The 15,385-nt window shown below is 54.7% G+C and carries 14 protein-coding genes; 2 read left to right on the top strand and 12 right to left on the bottom strand.

The features are described 5' to 3' along the window. The first annotated feature begins 242 nt into the window (after window positions 1-242). Entirely contained in the window at window positions 243-1,079 is an 837-nt protein-coding gene (cobB, locus tag JK223_RS00660) for a Sir2 family NAD+-dependent deacetylase (RefSeq protein ID WP_212712294.1), read from the top strand. 437 nt (window positions 1,080-1,516) lie between these two features. On the opposite strand, the gene potD is transcribed toward cobB, so the two are convergent. The 4 genes from potD to potA all read right to left on the bottom strand — a co-directional run bounded on the left by potD (window position 1,517) and on the right by potA (window position 5,729). Continuing rightward, a complete protein-coding gene (gene potD, locus JK223_RS00665; protein ID WP_212712295.1) occupies window positions 1,517-2,560 on the bottom strand; it encodes a spermidine/putrescine ABC transporter substrate-binding protein PotD in 1,044 nt (347 codons plus the stop codon). Window positions 2,561-2,578: 18 nt separating this feature from the next. Continuing rightward, window positions 2,579-3,349, bottom strand: coding sequence for a spermidine/putrescine ABC transporter permease PotC (gene potC / locus JK223_RS00670; RefSeq protein ID WP_212712296.1), 771 nt, complete (start codon window positions 3,347-3,349; stop codon window positions 2,579-2,581). Between the two features lie 414 nt (window positions 3,350-3,763). Continuing rightward, window positions 3,764-4,630, bottom strand: coding sequence for a spermidine/putrescine ABC transporter permease PotB (gene potB, locus JK223_RS00675; protein WP_212712297.1), 867 nt, complete (start codon window positions 4,628-4,630; stop codon window positions 3,764-3,766). Continuing rightward, window positions 4,614-5,729, bottom strand: coding sequence for a spermidine/putrescine ABC transporter ATP-binding protein PotA (gene potA / locus JK223_RS00680; protein WP_212712298.1), 1,116 nt, complete (start codon window positions 5,727-5,729; stop codon window positions 4,614-4,616). The genes potB and potA overlap by 17 nt, the downstream gene beginning before the upstream one ends. Window positions 5,730-6,018: 289 nt before the next feature. Here potA and pepT point away from each other — a divergent pair, with 289 nt between their 5' ends. Further along, window positions 6,019-7,245, top strand: coding sequence for a peptidase T (pepT, locus tag JK223_RS00685; RefSeq protein WP_212712299.1), 1,227 nt, complete (start codon window positions 6,019-6,021; stop codon window positions 7,243-7,245). 46 nt (window positions 7,246-7,291) lie between these two features. Here pepT and JK223_RS00690 read toward each other — a convergent pair whose 3' ends face one another. From JK223_RS00690 to rluE, 8 genes are all read right to left on the bottom strand, one after another. Then, on the bottom strand, window positions 7,292-8,422 hold the full coding sequence (locus tag JK223_RS00690) for a cupin domain-containing protein (RefSeq protein WP_212712300.1): 1,131 nt from the start codon (window positions 8,420-8,422) through the stop codon (window positions 7,292-7,294). Between the two features lie 69 nt (window positions 8,423-8,491). Next, a complete protein-coding gene (phoQ, locus tag JK223_RS00695; protein ID WP_371813005.1) occupies window positions 8,492-9,952 on the bottom strand; it encodes a two-component system sensor histidine kinase PhoQ in 1,461 nt (486 codons plus the stop codon). Beyond that, window positions 9,939-10,610, bottom strand: a complete 672-nt coding sequence (phoP, locus tag JK223_RS00700; RefSeq protein WP_212712301.1) for a two-component system response regulator PhoP — start codon at window positions 10,608-10,610, stop codon at window positions 9,939-9,941. The genes phoQ and phoP overlap by 14 nt, the downstream gene beginning before the upstream one ends. Before the next feature lie 105 nt (window positions 10,611-10,715). Next, window positions 10,716-12,086, bottom strand: coding sequence for an adenylosuccinate lyase (gene purB / locus JK223_RS00705; protein WP_212712302.1), 1,371 nt, complete (start codon window positions 12,084-12,086; stop codon window positions 10,716-10,718). A 45-nt stretch (window positions 12,087-12,131) separates the two neighbouring features. Beyond that, window positions 12,132-12,773 (bottom strand): high frequency lysogenization protein HflD, encoded by a 642-nt coding sequence (hflD, locus tag JK223_RS00710; protein WP_212712303.1) that lies wholly within the window; start codon window positions 12,771-12,773, stop codon window positions 12,132-12,134. 14 nt (window positions 12,774-12,787) lie between these two features. Further along, on the bottom strand, window positions 12,788-13,903 hold the full coding sequence (mnmA, locus tag JK223_RS00715; protein WP_212712304.1) for a tRNA 2-thiouridine(34) synthase MnmA: 1,116 nt from the start codon (window positions 13,901-13,903) through the stop codon (window positions 12,788-12,790). 63 nt (window positions 13,904-13,966) lie between these two features. Continuing rightward, on the bottom strand, window positions 13,967-14,425 hold the full coding sequence (locus tag JK223_RS00720) for an NUDIX domain-containing protein (protein WP_212712305.1): 459 nt from the start codon (window positions 14,423-14,425) through the stop codon (window positions 13,967-13,969). Window positions 14,426-14,484: 59 nt separating this feature from the next. Next, window positions 14,485-15,099, bottom strand: coding sequence for a 23S rRNA pseudouridine(2457) synthase RluE (gene rluE, locus JK223_RS00725; RefSeq protein WP_212712306.1), 615 nt, complete (start codon window positions 15,097-15,099; stop codon window positions 14,485-14,487). Window positions 15,100-15,385: the final 286 nt, after the last annotated feature.

A 15,385-nucleotide genomic window follows, 5' to 3' on the forward strand; every position in this document is an offset into this window, starting at 1 on the left:
ATGCCCGGCGGACCGGGATTCGGGCAGTGCACAGGCGCTCTGCAGCGGGAGGCAGGAAAGGGAACGGCCGGGGAAAGGTTTAGGCCTCTGCAGAAAACTGTTATTCTTACTCCGCGCTGGCAGCCGGTTATCCTGTGGTCTGCCAGTGTTCTGCAGGAATCCGGCAGCCACAGGTTACCTTATGGCATCCCTGTGACTGCAGAGTCCGCAACTTTCAGAAGACATGCAGCAGAGGAATTGATATGCGAACACCGCGACGTCGCGTCCGGATCACCCGTTTCCGTAAACAGAAACGTAAGAGACATTTGCGGGTACGTCAGTCTATTTTCGAATCTGACCAGAATGAACAGCGCATGGCGCTGATCCGCCGGCCGAAAGTGGTGATACTGACCGGTGCCGGGATTTCAGCGGAATCCGGAATCCGTACTTTCCGGGCCGAAGACGGACTGTGGGAAGAGCATAAAGTCGATGATGTCGCCACGCCTGAGGGATTTCAGCGTGACCCGCAACTCGTCCAGCAGTTTTATAATCAGCGGCGTCAGCAATTAGCCTCCGCAGACATCTCACCGAATGCTGCACATTATGCGCTGGCTGAACTCGAATCCCTGCTGGGAGATAACCTGTTACTGGTGACCCAGAATATCGATAACCTGCATGAAAGGGCAGGAAGTCAGCGTATTATTCATATGCATGGTGAGCTGCTGAAAGTGCGCTGTGAAAACACGGGGCAGGTGATCCCTTGGCCGGGGGATATCACGGAGAATGATCGCTGTACCTGCTGTCAGTTTCCGTCAGTACTGCGCCCGCATATTGTCTGGTTCGGTGAGATGCCGCTGGAGATGGATCGCATCTATCAGGCACTCTCAGAGGCCACACTATTTATCGCCATCGGAACGTCCGGACATGTCTACCCGGCAGCAGGCTTTGTTCACGAAGCGCGTTTGCAGGGAGCGCATACGGTAGAGCTGAATCTGGTTCCCAGCCAGGTGACCTCAGAGTTTGCCGAATGCCATTACGGGCCCGCCAGTGAACTGGTGCCGGAATTTATCTGCGACCTGATCCGCTCTCTGAAACGTTAACGCGCCGTACCGCCGATACCCCCGCGAAGATGCTGACTGCACCCCAAACGCCGGATACCCGGCGAAGTAAGGTGCAGTTTTTTTGCGTCGGTTAACCCCGCGCCGTCACGGGTAATCGTTTATCCGCCACCGCCCTGTAGCAAAAAAGCAGCCTGTTGTACGACTGAATGTTCAGGGGGCTAAAACCTGTTTATACCGATCGGGGATAACGGCGTCGGCGGGCCTGGCATGACGTAACGGCTGAGATCCTTGCCGATAGCCGGCGTAAAACCGGTCAATTATTTCGGCTCTGCAGCGTGTGGCCGGTGCAGCCCGTGCTCAGGAGTATGGCCCGGCATCAGTAAGCTTTTCTGTTCAATGCCGCTCAGTATTCTGAACCATCGGCCGGACCCGCAGTCTGACCAATAAAAACCCCGCAACAGGTGCGGGGTTTCGGGTTACTCGCCTGCTTTCAGTTTCTGGAACAGGGTTTCATACAGACGGCTGGCATCACCGACATCGTCCTGCCATTCACCGTTCTGTAACACGCTGGCTGGCGGGTACAGTGAAGGATCATTCGCCACGGCCGGTGGCAACAGTTTACGGGCCGCCAGGTTCGGAGTCGGATAACCGATGGTCTTCGCCACTTTTGCCGCAATATCCGGACGCAGCAGGAAGTTAATCAGTTTCAGCGCACCGGCTTTATTTCTGGCATTGGCCGGGATCGCCAGGTTGTCCATCCAGAAAATTCCGCCTTCTTTAGGCCAGATCACCTGTAGCGGAGTGCCTGCCTGACGGGCCACATAAGCGGAACCGTTCCAGATCATCCCCAGATTGACTTCGCCTTCCATAAACGGGTTACCGGGATTATCAGAGTTAAACGCCAGCACATTGGGCATTAACAGACGCAGTTGCTGATAGGCCGCTTCAATCTGTTTCGGGTCACGGGTGTTCCCGGAATAACCCAGTTTACGCAGGGCAATCTGGAACACTTCACGGGCATCATCGGTCAGCAGGATACTCTGGCGGTATTTCGGGTTCCAAAGATCTGCCCAGCGGGTGACGGTTTTAGGATCAATGGCACTGGTATTGACACCGATTGCCGTCGCACCCCAGATGTAAGGTACTGAGTATTCATTATTCGGATCGAAAGGCTTATTCAGCAGTGCGGGGTCCAGATTTTTGAAGTTAGACAACTGTGATTTATCGATCTGCGCCAGCATGCCTTCTTTCCGCATTTTCGCCACGTAATAAGACGAAGGGACGACCAGGTCGTAAGCGCCATCTTTCCAGGTCTTCAGTTTGGCGTACATGCTCTCGTTCGACTCATAAGTCGAATAAACCACTTTAATGCCGGTTTCTTTGGTGAACTGCTCCAGCAGTCCGTCCGGCACATATTCGGTCCAGTTATAAAAATAGAGCGTTTTGCTGTCATCTGCCCGTGCGGCTGACAGGGTGAATGCTGCGGTCAGAGCAACCAGTAAAAGTGATAGTTTTTTCATTTTTATCCTCGGTAACTTTTAATGTTTATCACGTGTCAGCCACTGACTGCAGGCCACCAGAATCAGTGACAGGCAGAGCAGTAAGGTCGCCAGTGCATTCACTTCCGGAGAAACCCCGACCTTCACCATCGAATAGATCTTCAGCGGCAGGATCTCGAAGGTGGGTCCGGTCACAAAGGAGGAGACCACAACATCGTCCATCGACAGGGTAAAGCTCAGCAGCCAGCCCGCCGCTATGGCCGGAAGTGCCAGCGGAAAAATAATCCGACGCAGGGTGGTGAGTTCATTCGCCCCCAGATCTTTGGCGGCTTCGAGCATACGAATATCAAAACCCTGTAACCGCGAAAAGACGGTGATCACTACAAATGGCAGACAGAAGGTAATGTGGGCAATCAGCAGCGTCCAGAAACCGAGCGAAATTCCCAGCAGCATAAATAACACCAGCAGGGAGATGGCCATCACGATGTCCGGTGACATCATCACCACAAACAGCATGCCGTTCACCAGTGGCTTACCGCGGAACCGATAGTGGTACAGGGCGACGGCTGTCATACTGCCCAGCAATGTCGCACAGGTGGCAGAAGTCACGCCGAGCAGTAACGAGTGTCTGGCAGCCTGTAACAGACTGTAGTTATTCAGCAGCACGTTGTACCAGTTCGTCGTCCAGCCCTGCCAGTTGATGCCAAAACGCGACTGATTAAATGAATTGATGACCAGGATCGCTATCGGGATATAAAACCAGGCGTAAATGATCGACATAAAGCCGTTACGAAGCCAGCGCATTAGCATAAGAAGCCCCCTCGTAAGACCGTTTCAGCCGGGAGATGGCGGGGAAAAAGCCCCGAAGTTAGGTTATTTTTGACCACTCGTGTATTCGCCTCACCTGCCTCGATACAGTGCGTATATTCATCTGTTAGTTGATAAGGCCGCGCATTCTACACGATTTTATCCGAAAGCACGATCAGTAGCGGCAGTTAACTGATGAACACCGCCTGCCGGGCCGCGTTGTACACGGCAGAGGCCGCAGGACAACTCACGCCAGCATTCTATTACCCATCGCCACCGGCCCTGCTTCTGACGCTGAAACGGGCAGAGGCGTCAAAGGACGCTCAGACAGTGCGCTCCCGGCAGAGGCCCGAGGATGCAGACAAACAAAAGGGGAGGCCGGTATCTCCGGACCTCCCCATGCCACTGAGGCCGGAATTATCGGTTAATCCCGATAATCTTTTTGTTCATCGCCTTCGCCGAGCGCCAGTAGAGAAGTAACATCAGCCCCATCAGTGCCGTCATAATGATGCTGGTGGCGGACCCTGCAGGCCAGTCTCTGAGCGATAAGAACTGGGTTTTAATGACATTACCGATCAGCAGGTTTCTGGCTCCGCCCATCAGGTCGGACACATAAAACATCCCCATCGCCGGGATAAATACCAGCAGACACCCGGCAATCACGCCCGGCATGGTCAGCGGCAGAATTATCCGCATAAACGTCTGCAGCCTGCCGGCACCCAGATCCCGGGCCGCTTCCAGACAAGGCTTATCCAGCTTCTCCAGACTGGAGTAAAGCGGCATCACCATAAATGGCAGCAGAATATAGACCAGCCCCAGGATCACCGCCTCGGGGGTATACATAATCCGTAGCGGATGGTCGATCACCCCGGCCCAGAGCAGGAAATTATTCAGCCAGCCCCGGACGCTGAGAAAAATTTTCAGCGCATAGATACGGATCAGCGAGTTCGTCCAGAAGGGCAGGATCAGTAAAAACAGCATCACCGGACGCCAGCGTGCCGGCAAACTGCTCAGGCACCAGGCAAACGGGTAACCCAGCAGCAGACAGCAGACGGTCGCAATAAAAGCCATATTCAGGGAATGCACCAGGACATCGATGTACAGCGGATCCGCCAGCCGGCGATAATTACTCAGCGTAAATACCATGCGGATGAAATTGTTGTCATCGCGGGTCAGAAAACTGGCCAGCAGGATCATCAGGTTCGGGGCCAGCACAAACAGCACCAGCCAGCCGGTGATCACCGTAACAACGACAGTCTGAAAGCGATTACGCATCAGCTTCATAGGGCAATACAACCTCCCAGTGATCGACCCAGCTCACGGTCACTTTCTGATTAAGCAGATAATCGAAGTCAGGGTCATCTTCGTTAAAGAATTCACTCACGGTAATGTTCTGGCCATTATCCAGTTCCACCACCGACTCAAGGGTGCTGCCTTTATAATTCCGTTCACGGATATATCCGGTCAGCCCCTGAGCACTGCCGGCATTACGCACTTCATCGATGCGCAAATCTTCCGGACGTAGCAGCACATTGACGCGATCTCCGGCGCTGACCGGGAACGGACACTGTACCTGATATTCGTAACCACTGATCTCAACCTGAGTCGCGCCGTCCGGCCCGGTGCGGATCACCCGGCCATCAAACAGGTTAATTTCCCCGATAAAGCGGGCGACAAACAGATTGGCCGGCTCCTCGTAGATAGCCCGCGGTGAGCCATCCTGCTCAATATTACCGTCCCTGAGGACCACTATCCGGTCCGACATGGTCAGGGCTTCTTCCTGATCATGGGTCACGAAAATAAAGGTAATCCCCAGTTTACGCTGTAATGCTTTCAGCTCGTTCTGCATCTGCTTACGTAACTTGTAATCGAGCGCCGACAGGGATTCATCCAGTAACAGGACTTTGGGGCGGTTAACCACGGCACGGGCGATCGCTACACGTTGCTGCTGGCCACCGGAGAGCTGCGACGGTTTACGGTCAGCAAACTCCTGCAAGCGCACCATCGCCAGGGCTTCGTTAACCCGCGGGGTAATTTCGGCGGCAGGGGTTTTCTGCATCCGTAAACCAAACGCCACGTTATCAAACACGTTCATATGCGGGAACAGGGCATAGCTCTGAAATACGGTATTGATATGGCGCTTTTCGGCCGGCAGATGAGTAATATCCTGGCCATCCAGAGTGACCTGCCCCTGATCTGCGTTTTCCAGTCCGGCAATCAGCCGCAGGATGGTCGTTTTACCGCAGCCGGAAGGCCCCAGCAGGGTCACAAACTCGCCATGTCCGATGGTGAGGTCGAAGTCAGAAATCACTGACTTTCCGTCAAATGCTTTACTGATGCCAGAAAGCGTAACCAGCGCCTGTTGCGCGCATGTTTGCGTCATTTTAGTCACTCAGTTGAAATGAGAGCAGATAAGCGAAACCAGCCCGGCTGGCTTGCCACAATTAAGCGCGGGATGATACCTGAATTATCCCCGATTGCCAGTGAAACAGGCCGTCGCCAGCGCATCTGCCCGTCAGGGGCGCAGCGGAAACCCCGGGTCCGGCGGCAGTCTGCTAACAATGACCGGAAAGAACTAATTAAAAATAATAACCGAACGCTTTATGACCCTGGACAAAATAAAACCCTGTCGCGGGGGCAATAATACCTTTCGGGTTTAAGAGGAGGGTACTATGGACCAATTACTGGAGAGATTTTTACAATATGTTCAGATAGATACACAATCGAAAATACAATGCCGTGCCGTGCAGGTCCCCAGCAGTGAAGGGCAGTGGCTGCTGGCCTCGGTACTCAAAGCACAGCTTGAGTCGCTGGGGTGTGTCGATATCAGCTTAAGTGACCATTGCTGCCTGATGGCAACGCTGCCGGCCAATACCACGGCGAAAGCCCCGGTGATCGGGTTTATCGCGCACCTGGATACCGCACCGGATTTTACCGGCAAGCATGTCCATCCCCAGCTGGTGGAAAATTATCGCGGCGGTGATATTGCGTTGGGGATCGGCGATGAGGTGTTGTCGCCGGTAGCGATGCCGGTATTACATGAACTGCATGGTCATACACTGATCACGACCGACGGAAAAACCCTGCTGGGTGCCGACGATAAAGCCGGGATTGCGGCTATTATGACGGCACTGGCCAGGCTGAAAACACGGCCTCACGGGAAAATCCGGGTGGCATTCACCCCTGACGAAGAAACCGGGGCGGGGGCACCGTTATTTGATATCCAGGCATTCGGTGCCGACTGGGCCTATACCGTCGATGGCGGCGGTTCGGGTGAATTTGAATACGAAAACTTTAACGCCGGGGATGCCGTTATCCGGATCTGCGGACAGAGTGCACACACCGGGTATGCTAAAGATAAACTTATCAATGCGCTGGAGCTGGCCTGGGCGTTCCATGGTCAGTTACCGGAAAATGAGAAGCCGGAAGCAACAGAAGGGCATCAGGGCTTCTGGCATCTGAACTCTGTGAAAGGGAATGCGTTAAAAGCCGAAATGCATTATCTGATCCGCGATTTTGACGGGAAGGCCTTCGCGGGACGCCGTCAGACACTGGAAACGATCGCCGGAGAGATGAATCAGGCCTTCGGTGGAAAAGCGACCGTGTCGGTCACCTTTCATGAGAGCTACCGCAATATGCGCAGCCAGATTGAGGCCCATCCGCAGGTCATCGAGCTGGTGCTGCGTGCGATGGAAAAAAATGGGATCCGCCCGAAAATCAGACCCATCCGTGGCGGAACAGACGGTGCATTCCTTAGCTGGCGGGGATTACCGTGCCCGAATCTGTTTACCGGGGGATTTAACTTTCACAGTAAATATGAGTTTGCATCGCTGGATATGATGGAACAGAGCGTGGAGTTAATTGCCGGTATCGCGGAGCTGGCCTGCGAAGGCCACTGATCGCCGCAACAGCCGGTAAAGTGGCCGTTGCGGCTTGCGGGCGGGATTATTCTTCCCCGTCACCAAAATACCAGTAGCCGCAATTGATCAGGCCGGCCAGCTGGCTCAGGAACGCGGGGTCATCCAGGGCATCCGCAAAGTCAGCCGCTTCCAGCGAGGGCTTATTGGCCAGTGCATGCAGGGCATCAGGCCAGGCACTGGTCAGGCTCTCACCATTAATAAAGACGGTATCATTGCACTGTAATACCCGTAATCCACCCAGACGGGTGAGCGGTTCCCCCTGCTGAAGGGCCTCCAGCACTTCGTCCGGCTGATAGGGGGGTTCCGGCGGGGCCACATCCAGTTCATGACGTGACTGGGAAATAAACTCACCGAACCACTGACTGAACGTCGCCGGTTCATTAATCAGGTCCGTCATCATCTGACGAATGCGATCGGTTTCACCGCTCAGGATCTGCGAAGGGTGCTCGCGCAGTGGCAGGTCCGGATCACTGTACCGGTGTGTGCCCAGTTCATTCGCCAGCATATAGTCGGCAAAGCTGCTCAGCAGTTCTTTACCGGAGGGCGCGCGGAATCCGACGGAGTAGTTCAGTGAATTCTCCAGTGAATAGCCGTCATGCGGAAATCCTGGCGGGATATAAACGATATCACCGGGCTCCAGCACTTCATCGATAATGGCATCGAAGGGTTTCACCTGTAATAAATCAGGGTGAGGGCAATGCTGCTCCATCCGGACATTATTCCCGACCCGCCAGCGACGCCGGCCGCTACCCTGAATGATAAACACATCATACTGGTCCAGGTGCGGGCCTACGCCGCCCCCGGGCACAGAAAAAGAGACCATCAGGTCATCCATCCGCCAGTCAGATAAGGCACGGAAAGGGGCCATCAGCGCGGCAGACGGCGCATGCCAGTGGTCGACCGCCTGAACCAGTAACGACCAGTGAGTTTCTCCCAGATGATCAAAACTTTCAAACGGGCCGTGGCTGACCTGCCATTTGTCGCCTTGCTGACTGACCAGCCGGCTGTCGGTTTCGTTTTCCATCGCCAGACCGGCCAGTTCGTCGGGGGTGATCGGGTCGGTAAACCCGGCGAAGCCCTGGCGGATAACGACCGGTTTTTTCTGCCAGTAGGTCGCCAGAAATTCCGGCCAGTTAATTGAAAGTGGGTAGTCCATAGACGCCTTCTGTTGTTCTGAAGTAATCGCGCCAGTATATCAGCCCGCAGCCGGTTGCGTCCGGCCAATTTACATCTGCTGGAGCCGGAAAATCACTTCCATCCGTGTACCGCCGAGCGGGCTGCTATGGGCAATAATATCGCCCTGATAGCGTTCGACGATCTCCCTGGCAACCGCCAGACCGATCCCCTGACCCGGCCGCAGTGTATCCGCCCGCTGACCGCGCTGGAAAATCAGGTAACGTTTACTGTCCGGGATACCGGGGCCATCATCATCGATAAACAGATGCAGTGCGGTATCGGTCTGCCGGGCCGTGATCTCGATAAACTCCAGGCAATACTTACAGGCGTTATCCAGCAGATTCCCCATGACCTCCATAAAGTCATTCTGGTCACCGCAGAAAGTGATCTCCGGGGAGATATCCAGCGTCAGGTCGACCCCTTTACGTTTATAGACCTTATTTAAGGCAGAACAGAGACTGTCCGAGAGCGCCGGTACCGAGTGCAGGTCGCGCTGTAGCGGATTATGGTCTGCCTGCAGGCTGGCGCGGTGCAGATAATAACCGATTTGCTGTGAGATACGGCTGATTTGCTCCAGCATCACCGGTTCGGCTTCCTCAACACTGATAGCCGCGCCGCCGCGCAAAGAACGCAGCGTACTCTGCAGGACAGCCAGCGGTGTTTTCAGGCTGTGGGTCAGGTCCGATAACGTATTGTGGTAGCGCATTCCCTGCTGACGTTCATTATTCAGCAGCAGATTAAGGTTACGAACCAGACTGCGCAGTTCCTGTGGCGTCGTCGGGTCGAGGCTTTCCCGCTGACTGGTTTCCAGTTCATGGATCTGGGCGGCCAGATGACCGATAGGCCGCAGGCTCCAGCGTGCCGCCAGCCACAGTAAGGGGATCACTAACAGTAAATTGGCCGCCAGCACATAACTGAACCACATCCACACCACATTGGAATGCTGCAGTTCCTGGGGGATAGAGTCTACCACTACGATAGTCAGGGCCGGCAAACTGGGTGTGGCATCGTACCGGCTGACCGCCACGGAGTGGGTAAAGGTATCGTCGCTGTCGAGCTGGCTCATTTTCTGTCTGGCTTCGCGGTTATCCCCGATGGCTTCCAGACTGGTGCGGTTATTGGTATCTATTTCGTAGAAATCACTCTTCATCAGCCAGCCGGGACGGATCTCAGAACGGATTTCCGGCACATCGCGAAGCTGCCATAACAGACGCCCGTGCTCATCATAGATAAACACCAGCGTCGGAAAATTCAGTTTGATACGCTCGGGTTTGGCGATGGTCAGCTTATTATCCTGCCACTGTGCCAGTGTGAAAAACAGGTTACTTTCACCACGCATCACACGGTAGGTATTGTTATCAAAACCGATGGCATAACCGAACACCGCCACCACACCGTAAGACAGAGAGAGGAACAGCACGAGGACAGACGCCGCCAGCAAAAAACGGACCCGCAGTGAAAGCGGCCCCCGACGCGACGGCCACGGCAGCCAGTGTTTACCGGCACTCAAAGCGGTAGCCCTGACTGCGGACGGTGGTGATCACTTCTCCTGCGTGAAGCTGCTGGATTTTCTTACGCAGGCGGCCCATCAGCACATCGATGGTATGGCTTTCCCGCAGCTCGGCATCCGGATAGAGTTGCAGCATCAGCGATTCTTTACTGACCACCTTTCCGGCGTTACGGATAAGCGTTTCGACGATGGTATATTCGAACACCGTCAGCCGTACGGCCTGACCGGCGATGGTGAGTTCCTTGCGGGATAAATCGACCTGAAACGGGCCGTATTCTATCAGTTGTGAAGCATGACCACTGTTACGACGCATCAGTGCCTGCAGGCGGGCAGCGACTTCCTCAATATGAAAGGGTTTGGTGACGTAATCATCCGCACCGGCTTCCAGGGCTTCCACTTTGGCCTGCCAGCCTTCCCGGGCGGTCAGTACCAGGATGGGCTGTTTCACCGCCTGCGTCCGCCAGCGCCGGATAAGGCTCATCCCGTCTTCACCGGGCAGGCCGAGGTCGATTAATGCCACATCGGGTTCATGTTCTGTCAGAAAATAATCGGCTTCACGGGCATCTTCCGCCACATCCACCTGGTGGCCCATATCCCGTAGCTGTACAGCCAGGTGATGACGTAGTAACGCATTATCTTCAATAACCAGCACACGCATAATAACAACCTCAAAGGCAGGCAGTAAAAACTATGGGGGGAGTATACGTGAAATGAAGTAAACAGGGGATTAACGCAGACCGGAAACCCGGTCTGCGTGGCAGACTTATTTCAGATCATCAACCAGTTTCACGGCATGGCCGATGTAGTTAGCTGGCGTCATGGCTTTCAGACGGGTTTTTTCGTCTTCCGGCAGCGGCAGGTTATCAATAAATTCCTGCATGCCTTTAGCGTCCACGCGACGGCCACGGGTCAGCTCTTTCAGTTTTTCGTACGGCTTTTCGATGCCGTAACGGCGCATCACGGTCTGTACCGGTTCTGCCAGCACTTCCCAGTTGCGGTCCAGCTCTTCCAGCAGGCGGTCGGCATTCACTTCCAGTTTGGAAATACCCTTCAGCGTGGACTGATAGGCGATGACTGCATAGCCGATACCGACACCCAGGTTACGTAATACGGTTGAGTCGGTCAGGTCACGCTGCCAGCGGGAGACCGGCAGCTTCGCCGCCAGATGCTGTAATACCGCATTGGACAGGCCCAGGTTACCTTCTGAGTTTTCGAAATCGATCGGGTTCACTTTGTGCGGCATGGTGGAAGACCCGATCTCACCGGCGATCGTTTTCTGTTTGAAGTGATTCAGCGCGACATAACCCCAGATATCACGGTCGAAATCGATCAGAATGGTGTTGAATCGTGCCACACAATCAAACAGCTCAGCGATGTAATCATGCGGTTCGATCTGTGTGGTGTAAGGGTTCCAGCGGACCCCCAGAGAGGTCACAAACTCTTCGCTCAGACGATGCCAGTCCACTTCCGGGTAAGCGGCCAGGTGCGCATTGTAGTTACCTACGGCACCGTTGATTTTACCCAGGATTTCCACCTGCTCCAGCTGGCGTACCTGGCGGGCCATACGGTAAGCCACGTTCGCCATCTCTTTCCCCATCGTCGACGGAGAGGCTGGCTGACCATGAGTCCGGGAAAGCAGCGGCAGTTCACGGTATTCTTCGGCCAGACCTTCGATAGCCTGCGTCAGTTTCTTCCAGTATGGCAGGATCACTTCCCGGCGTGCCGTTTCCAGCATCAGGGCGTGAGACAGGTTATTGATATCTTCAGAGGTGCAGGCGAAGTGAATAAATTCAGAAACAGCATGCAGGGCAGGGACCGCTTCGACTTTTTCTTTCAGAAAATATTCGACGGCTTTGACATCGTGGTTAGTGGTGCGCTCAATGGTTTTGATGCGCGCCGCATCTTCTTCGCTGAAATTGTCGACAATCTGGTCAAGGAAAGCGTTTGCGTTGGCGTCAAATGCAGGAACTTCCCTGATTTCTGCGGTTGAGGCCAGTTTTTGTAACCAGCGAACTTCAACCTGAACACGGAATTTCAGTAACCCAAATTCACTGAAAATTGCGCGCAGCGGGCTGACTTTTTCCCCATAGCGTCCGTCTATCGGGGAAACGGCGGTCAGTGCAGATAATTCCATCAGTGCAACTCCTGAATCATTGTAAAAGCAGTAAGGCTGTCGCCGTTAAACGCCGGGCGACAAACGGGATAAAATTAGTTTTGCTTCGTCCACGATGCGTGACCGGCTGAACATCAGATGCAGTCGTCCGCCACCCACCTGCTGCCAGAGCACGGCGGCACGGATGCCGGTAAGCAGGGTGGCGCGGATTTTACTCTGCACCAGCGGGTTCTGCAGAATAGCCGACGAACCGGTGACCTGGATCCGCGGTCCCACAGGGCTTATCACATCCACATAAATCCCGGCGATGGCCGCGGTGATCGTCTCTGAGTCCAGTTCATAAAACTGTAATTGCCGGTCGAGATTGGCGATACGTTCGCTCAGCGCTGTCATCGCTTTGCTGTTTTTGTGCAGCTTGCGCTCCAGCATCAGCAGACTGAGGGTATAACGGGTAATTTCGGCGCCAGCGCCCTGACGGGAGGGATTATGAAGCACGGCGATTAAGGATTCCAGCCCGAAACGCAGGTTAGACTCGTCTTTGCCATACACGGCCAGCGTGTCTGCCGGATTCAGATCCAGCAGACTGCGGAGGGAAACCTCATAAACATCCTGCGGGCAATGACCCTGATGCGCCAGCTGCTGTGCCAGATGGGCTGCCTGACAAACCCCGGCCAGAGCCAGGGTAATATCATATATATTTTTCGCCACTGCGCCTCCGGAGGCTATTGCGCTATCGGTAGCGGCAGGCGTTGTTCGATAACGCCTCCACCCAGACAGACGTCGCCCAGATAAAAGACTGCGGACTGACCCGGGGTAACCGCGGCAACAGGCGCATCGAAACGCACCTCGATTCTGTCATCGGACAGCGGGGTGACGGTACAAGGAATATCGGTCTGGCGGTAACGGGTTTTCACGGTGCAACGCAGCGGTTCGGTCACCGGCTGACGGTCTACCCAGTCCAGTTGCTGTGCAATCAGGCCCACAGACATCAGACGCGGATGTTCAGCGCCCTGGGCAATGATAAGACGGTTACCGGCAACATCTTTATCCACCACATACCACGGATTATCATTACTGTCTTTCAGGCCACCGATCCCCAGCCCTTTACGCTGCCCCAGGGTGTGGTACATCAGCCCCTGGTGTTCGCCTAATACCTGTCCGTCGGTGCTCTCAATCACGCCTGGCTGTGCCGGGAGGTAGCGGGCCAGAAAGTCGCGAAATTTGCGCTCACCGATAAAGCAGATACCGGTGGAATCTTTTTTACGTGCCGTGATCAGATCCAGTTCCTCCGCAATACGGCGGACTTCCGGTTTTTCCAGTTCGCCGACCGGGAACAGGCTTTGAGCAACCTGCTGGTGGCTTAAGGTATACAGGAAATAGCTCTGGTCTTTATTGCTGTCCAGGCCACGCAGTAACTGGCTTTTACCGTCTTTATCCTGACGACGGACATAGTGTCCGGTCGCTATCAGATCGGCACCCAGATCTTCGGCGGCAAATTCCAGAAACGCTTTGAATTTGATCTCTTTGTTGCAGAGGATATCGGGGTTCGGAGTCCGGCCGGCCTTATATTCTTCCAGGAAATGTTCAAACACATTGTCCCAGTATTCAGCGGCAAAATTAATTTTATGCAGCCGGATACCCAGTTTATCGCAAACCGCTTGTGCGTCAGCCAGATCGTCGGCTGCGGTACAGTACTCTTCTCCGTCATCTTCTTCCCAGTTCTTCATGAACAGGCCTTCAACCTGGTAGCCTTGCTGCAGCAGTAACCAGGCAGAAACAGAGGAATCAACGCCGCCGGACATCCCGACGATTACTTTTTTTTGACTATTGTCAGACATGACCTACTCACACAAGACACATTTAAGAAAAACTGGCGGCACATTCTACCATGATGCCTGCGGTTACGCATCCCCGGCGGACGGCCAATTGAACGCACAGACCAGGCTGAGCGGATAGCGTTCGCCCTGTTGCCAGAGGCGGACACTCTCTGCGACCAGCACCGAACGCAGGTTCTCTGCCTCCAGGAGGTCCCCGGGCGACAGCCAGTGGCAGCGGGTAATATCGCTGTCCAGCGGGGTGGTTTCCGCACAAAAGGGCAGGTCGAGGCCAAAAAGGAAGCGGATAAACGGGGTGTTATCCGGCGCAATCCATTGATGAACGCCGAGAAAGTATTGCGGTTCCGCCTGCAGACCGGTCTCTTCATACAGTTCCCGGCGGGCTGCCTGGAGCAGAGTTTCATCCGCTTCCAGGTGTCCGGCGGGCTGGTTAAGCGTTGGCTTGCCGTTAATGTCTTCCTCGACGACCAGCAACCGACCTTCGGCATGGACCAGACAGGCAACGGTGATATGCGGGCTGAACATAATGACCCCCGGTGAAAGGTGACGGGCTCCGGCAATCTGTGCCGGACAGAACGGCCAGCTTACACCGCAGGGGTCACATCACGCCAGTCACCGTTGCCGAGATTATCGAGGGTATAACTGCCGATGGCATAGCGGATCAATCGCAAGGTCGGAAAGCCGATAAACGCGGTCATCCTTCGCACCTGCCGGTTACGTCCCTCATGGAGAACAATTTTCAGCCATTGGGTCGGGATAGATTTACGTTCACGTATCGGTGGCTGACGGGGCCAGAGCCATTCCGGTTCAGGCACTTTTTCGACCCCGGCCGGTAACGTCAGGCCATCTTTTAATACCACACCGTCGCGCAGACGCTGCAGAGCAGCCTCATCAGGTTCACCTTCCACCTGAACGTAGTAAATTTTCGCGGTGCGCTTACCCGGTTGTGTCATGCGGGCCTGCAGCTTGCCATCGTTGGTCAGCAGTAACAGCCCTTCGCTGTCCCGGTCCAGACGGCCGGCAGCATAAACGCCCGTGACGGGAATAAAAGCTTTTAATGTCTGGCGGCCACCTTCATCGGTAAATTGCGGCAGGACATCAAAGGGCTTGTTAAACAGTATCACTCTGCGGGGGGCAGACTCTTTGACCACGGCAGCAGGGCGCCGGGGACGTCGTGCGGGTCGGGATTTATTTTGCATAATTTTACTTCTTAAGGATCATCGCGCCAGTATACCCTGAACTGCAGGGGCAGACAGCAACAGAAAGCCGCAGAGACAGGGAAACAGACAATAACTGCCGGTTTTTCGGGCAGTTACCCTGAGCCGGATTTCCGCGGCAGACATCACAAATTGAAAAGGTTAATCCGGAGCGCAGTGAATAAAAGACTTATCAGCGGCCACTTTTTGGGGTAATACTCTTAGTATGCGTGACACAGGAAAGCGTCCGACAGGTTCGGTTTTTTTGCATGCTATTGCCGGAAAATTG

It is taken from the genome of Tatumella sp. JGM118 (assembly GCF_018257515.1).
In the GTDB taxonomy this organism is placed as follows: Bacteria; Pseudomonadota; Gammaproteobacteria; order Enterobacterales; family Enterobacteriaceae; genus Tatumella; species Tatumella terrea.

Excerpts from the sequence above, each read along its gene's own strand:
- potB (WP_212712297.1), bottom strand. The coding sequence starts at position 4,630 with ATGAAGCTGATGCGTAATCGCTTTCAGACTGTCGTTGTTACGGTGATC.
- potA (WP_212712298.1), bottom strand. The coding sequence starts at position 5,729 with ATGACGCAAACATGCGCGCAACAGGCGCTGGTTACGCTTTCTGGCATC.
- potC (WP_212712296.1), bottom strand. The coding sequence starts at position 3,349 with ATGCTAATGCGCTGGCTTCGTAACGGCTTTATGTCGATCATTTACGCC.
- phoP (WP_212712301.1), bottom strand. The coding sequence starts at position 10,610 with ATGCGTGTGCTGGTTATTGAAGATAATGCGTTACTACGTCATCACCTG.
- rluE (WP_212712306.1), bottom strand. The coding sequence starts at position 15,099 with ATGCAAAATAAATCCCGACCCGCACGACGTCCCCGGCGCCCTGCTGCC.
- JK223_RS00720 (WP_212712305.1), bottom strand. The coding sequence starts at position 14,425 with ATGTTCAGCCCGCATATCACCGTTGCCTGTCTGGTCCATGCCGAAGGT.
- cobB (WP_212712294.1), top strand. The coding sequence starts at position 243 with ATGCGAACACCGCGACGTCGCGTCCGGATCACCCGTTTCCGTAAACAG.
- potD (WP_212712295.1), bottom strand. The coding sequence starts at position 2,560 with ATGAAAAAACTATCACTTTTACTGGTTGCTCTGACCGCAGCATTCACC.
- purB (WP_212712302.1), bottom strand. The coding sequence starts at position 12,086 with ATGGAATTATCTGCACTGACCGCCGTTTCCCCGATAGACGGACGCTAT.
- JK223_RS00690 (WP_212712300.1), bottom strand. The coding sequence starts at position 8,422 with ATGGACTACCCACTTTCAATTAACTGGCCGGAATTTCTGGCGACCTAC.
- mnmA (WP_212712304.1), bottom strand. The coding sequence starts at position 13,903 with ATGTCTGACAATAGTCAAAAAAAAGTAATCGTCGGGATGTCCGGCGGC.
- pepT (WP_212712299.1), top strand. The coding sequence starts at position 6,019 with ATGGACCAATTACTGGAGAGATTTTTACAATATGTTCAGATAGATACA.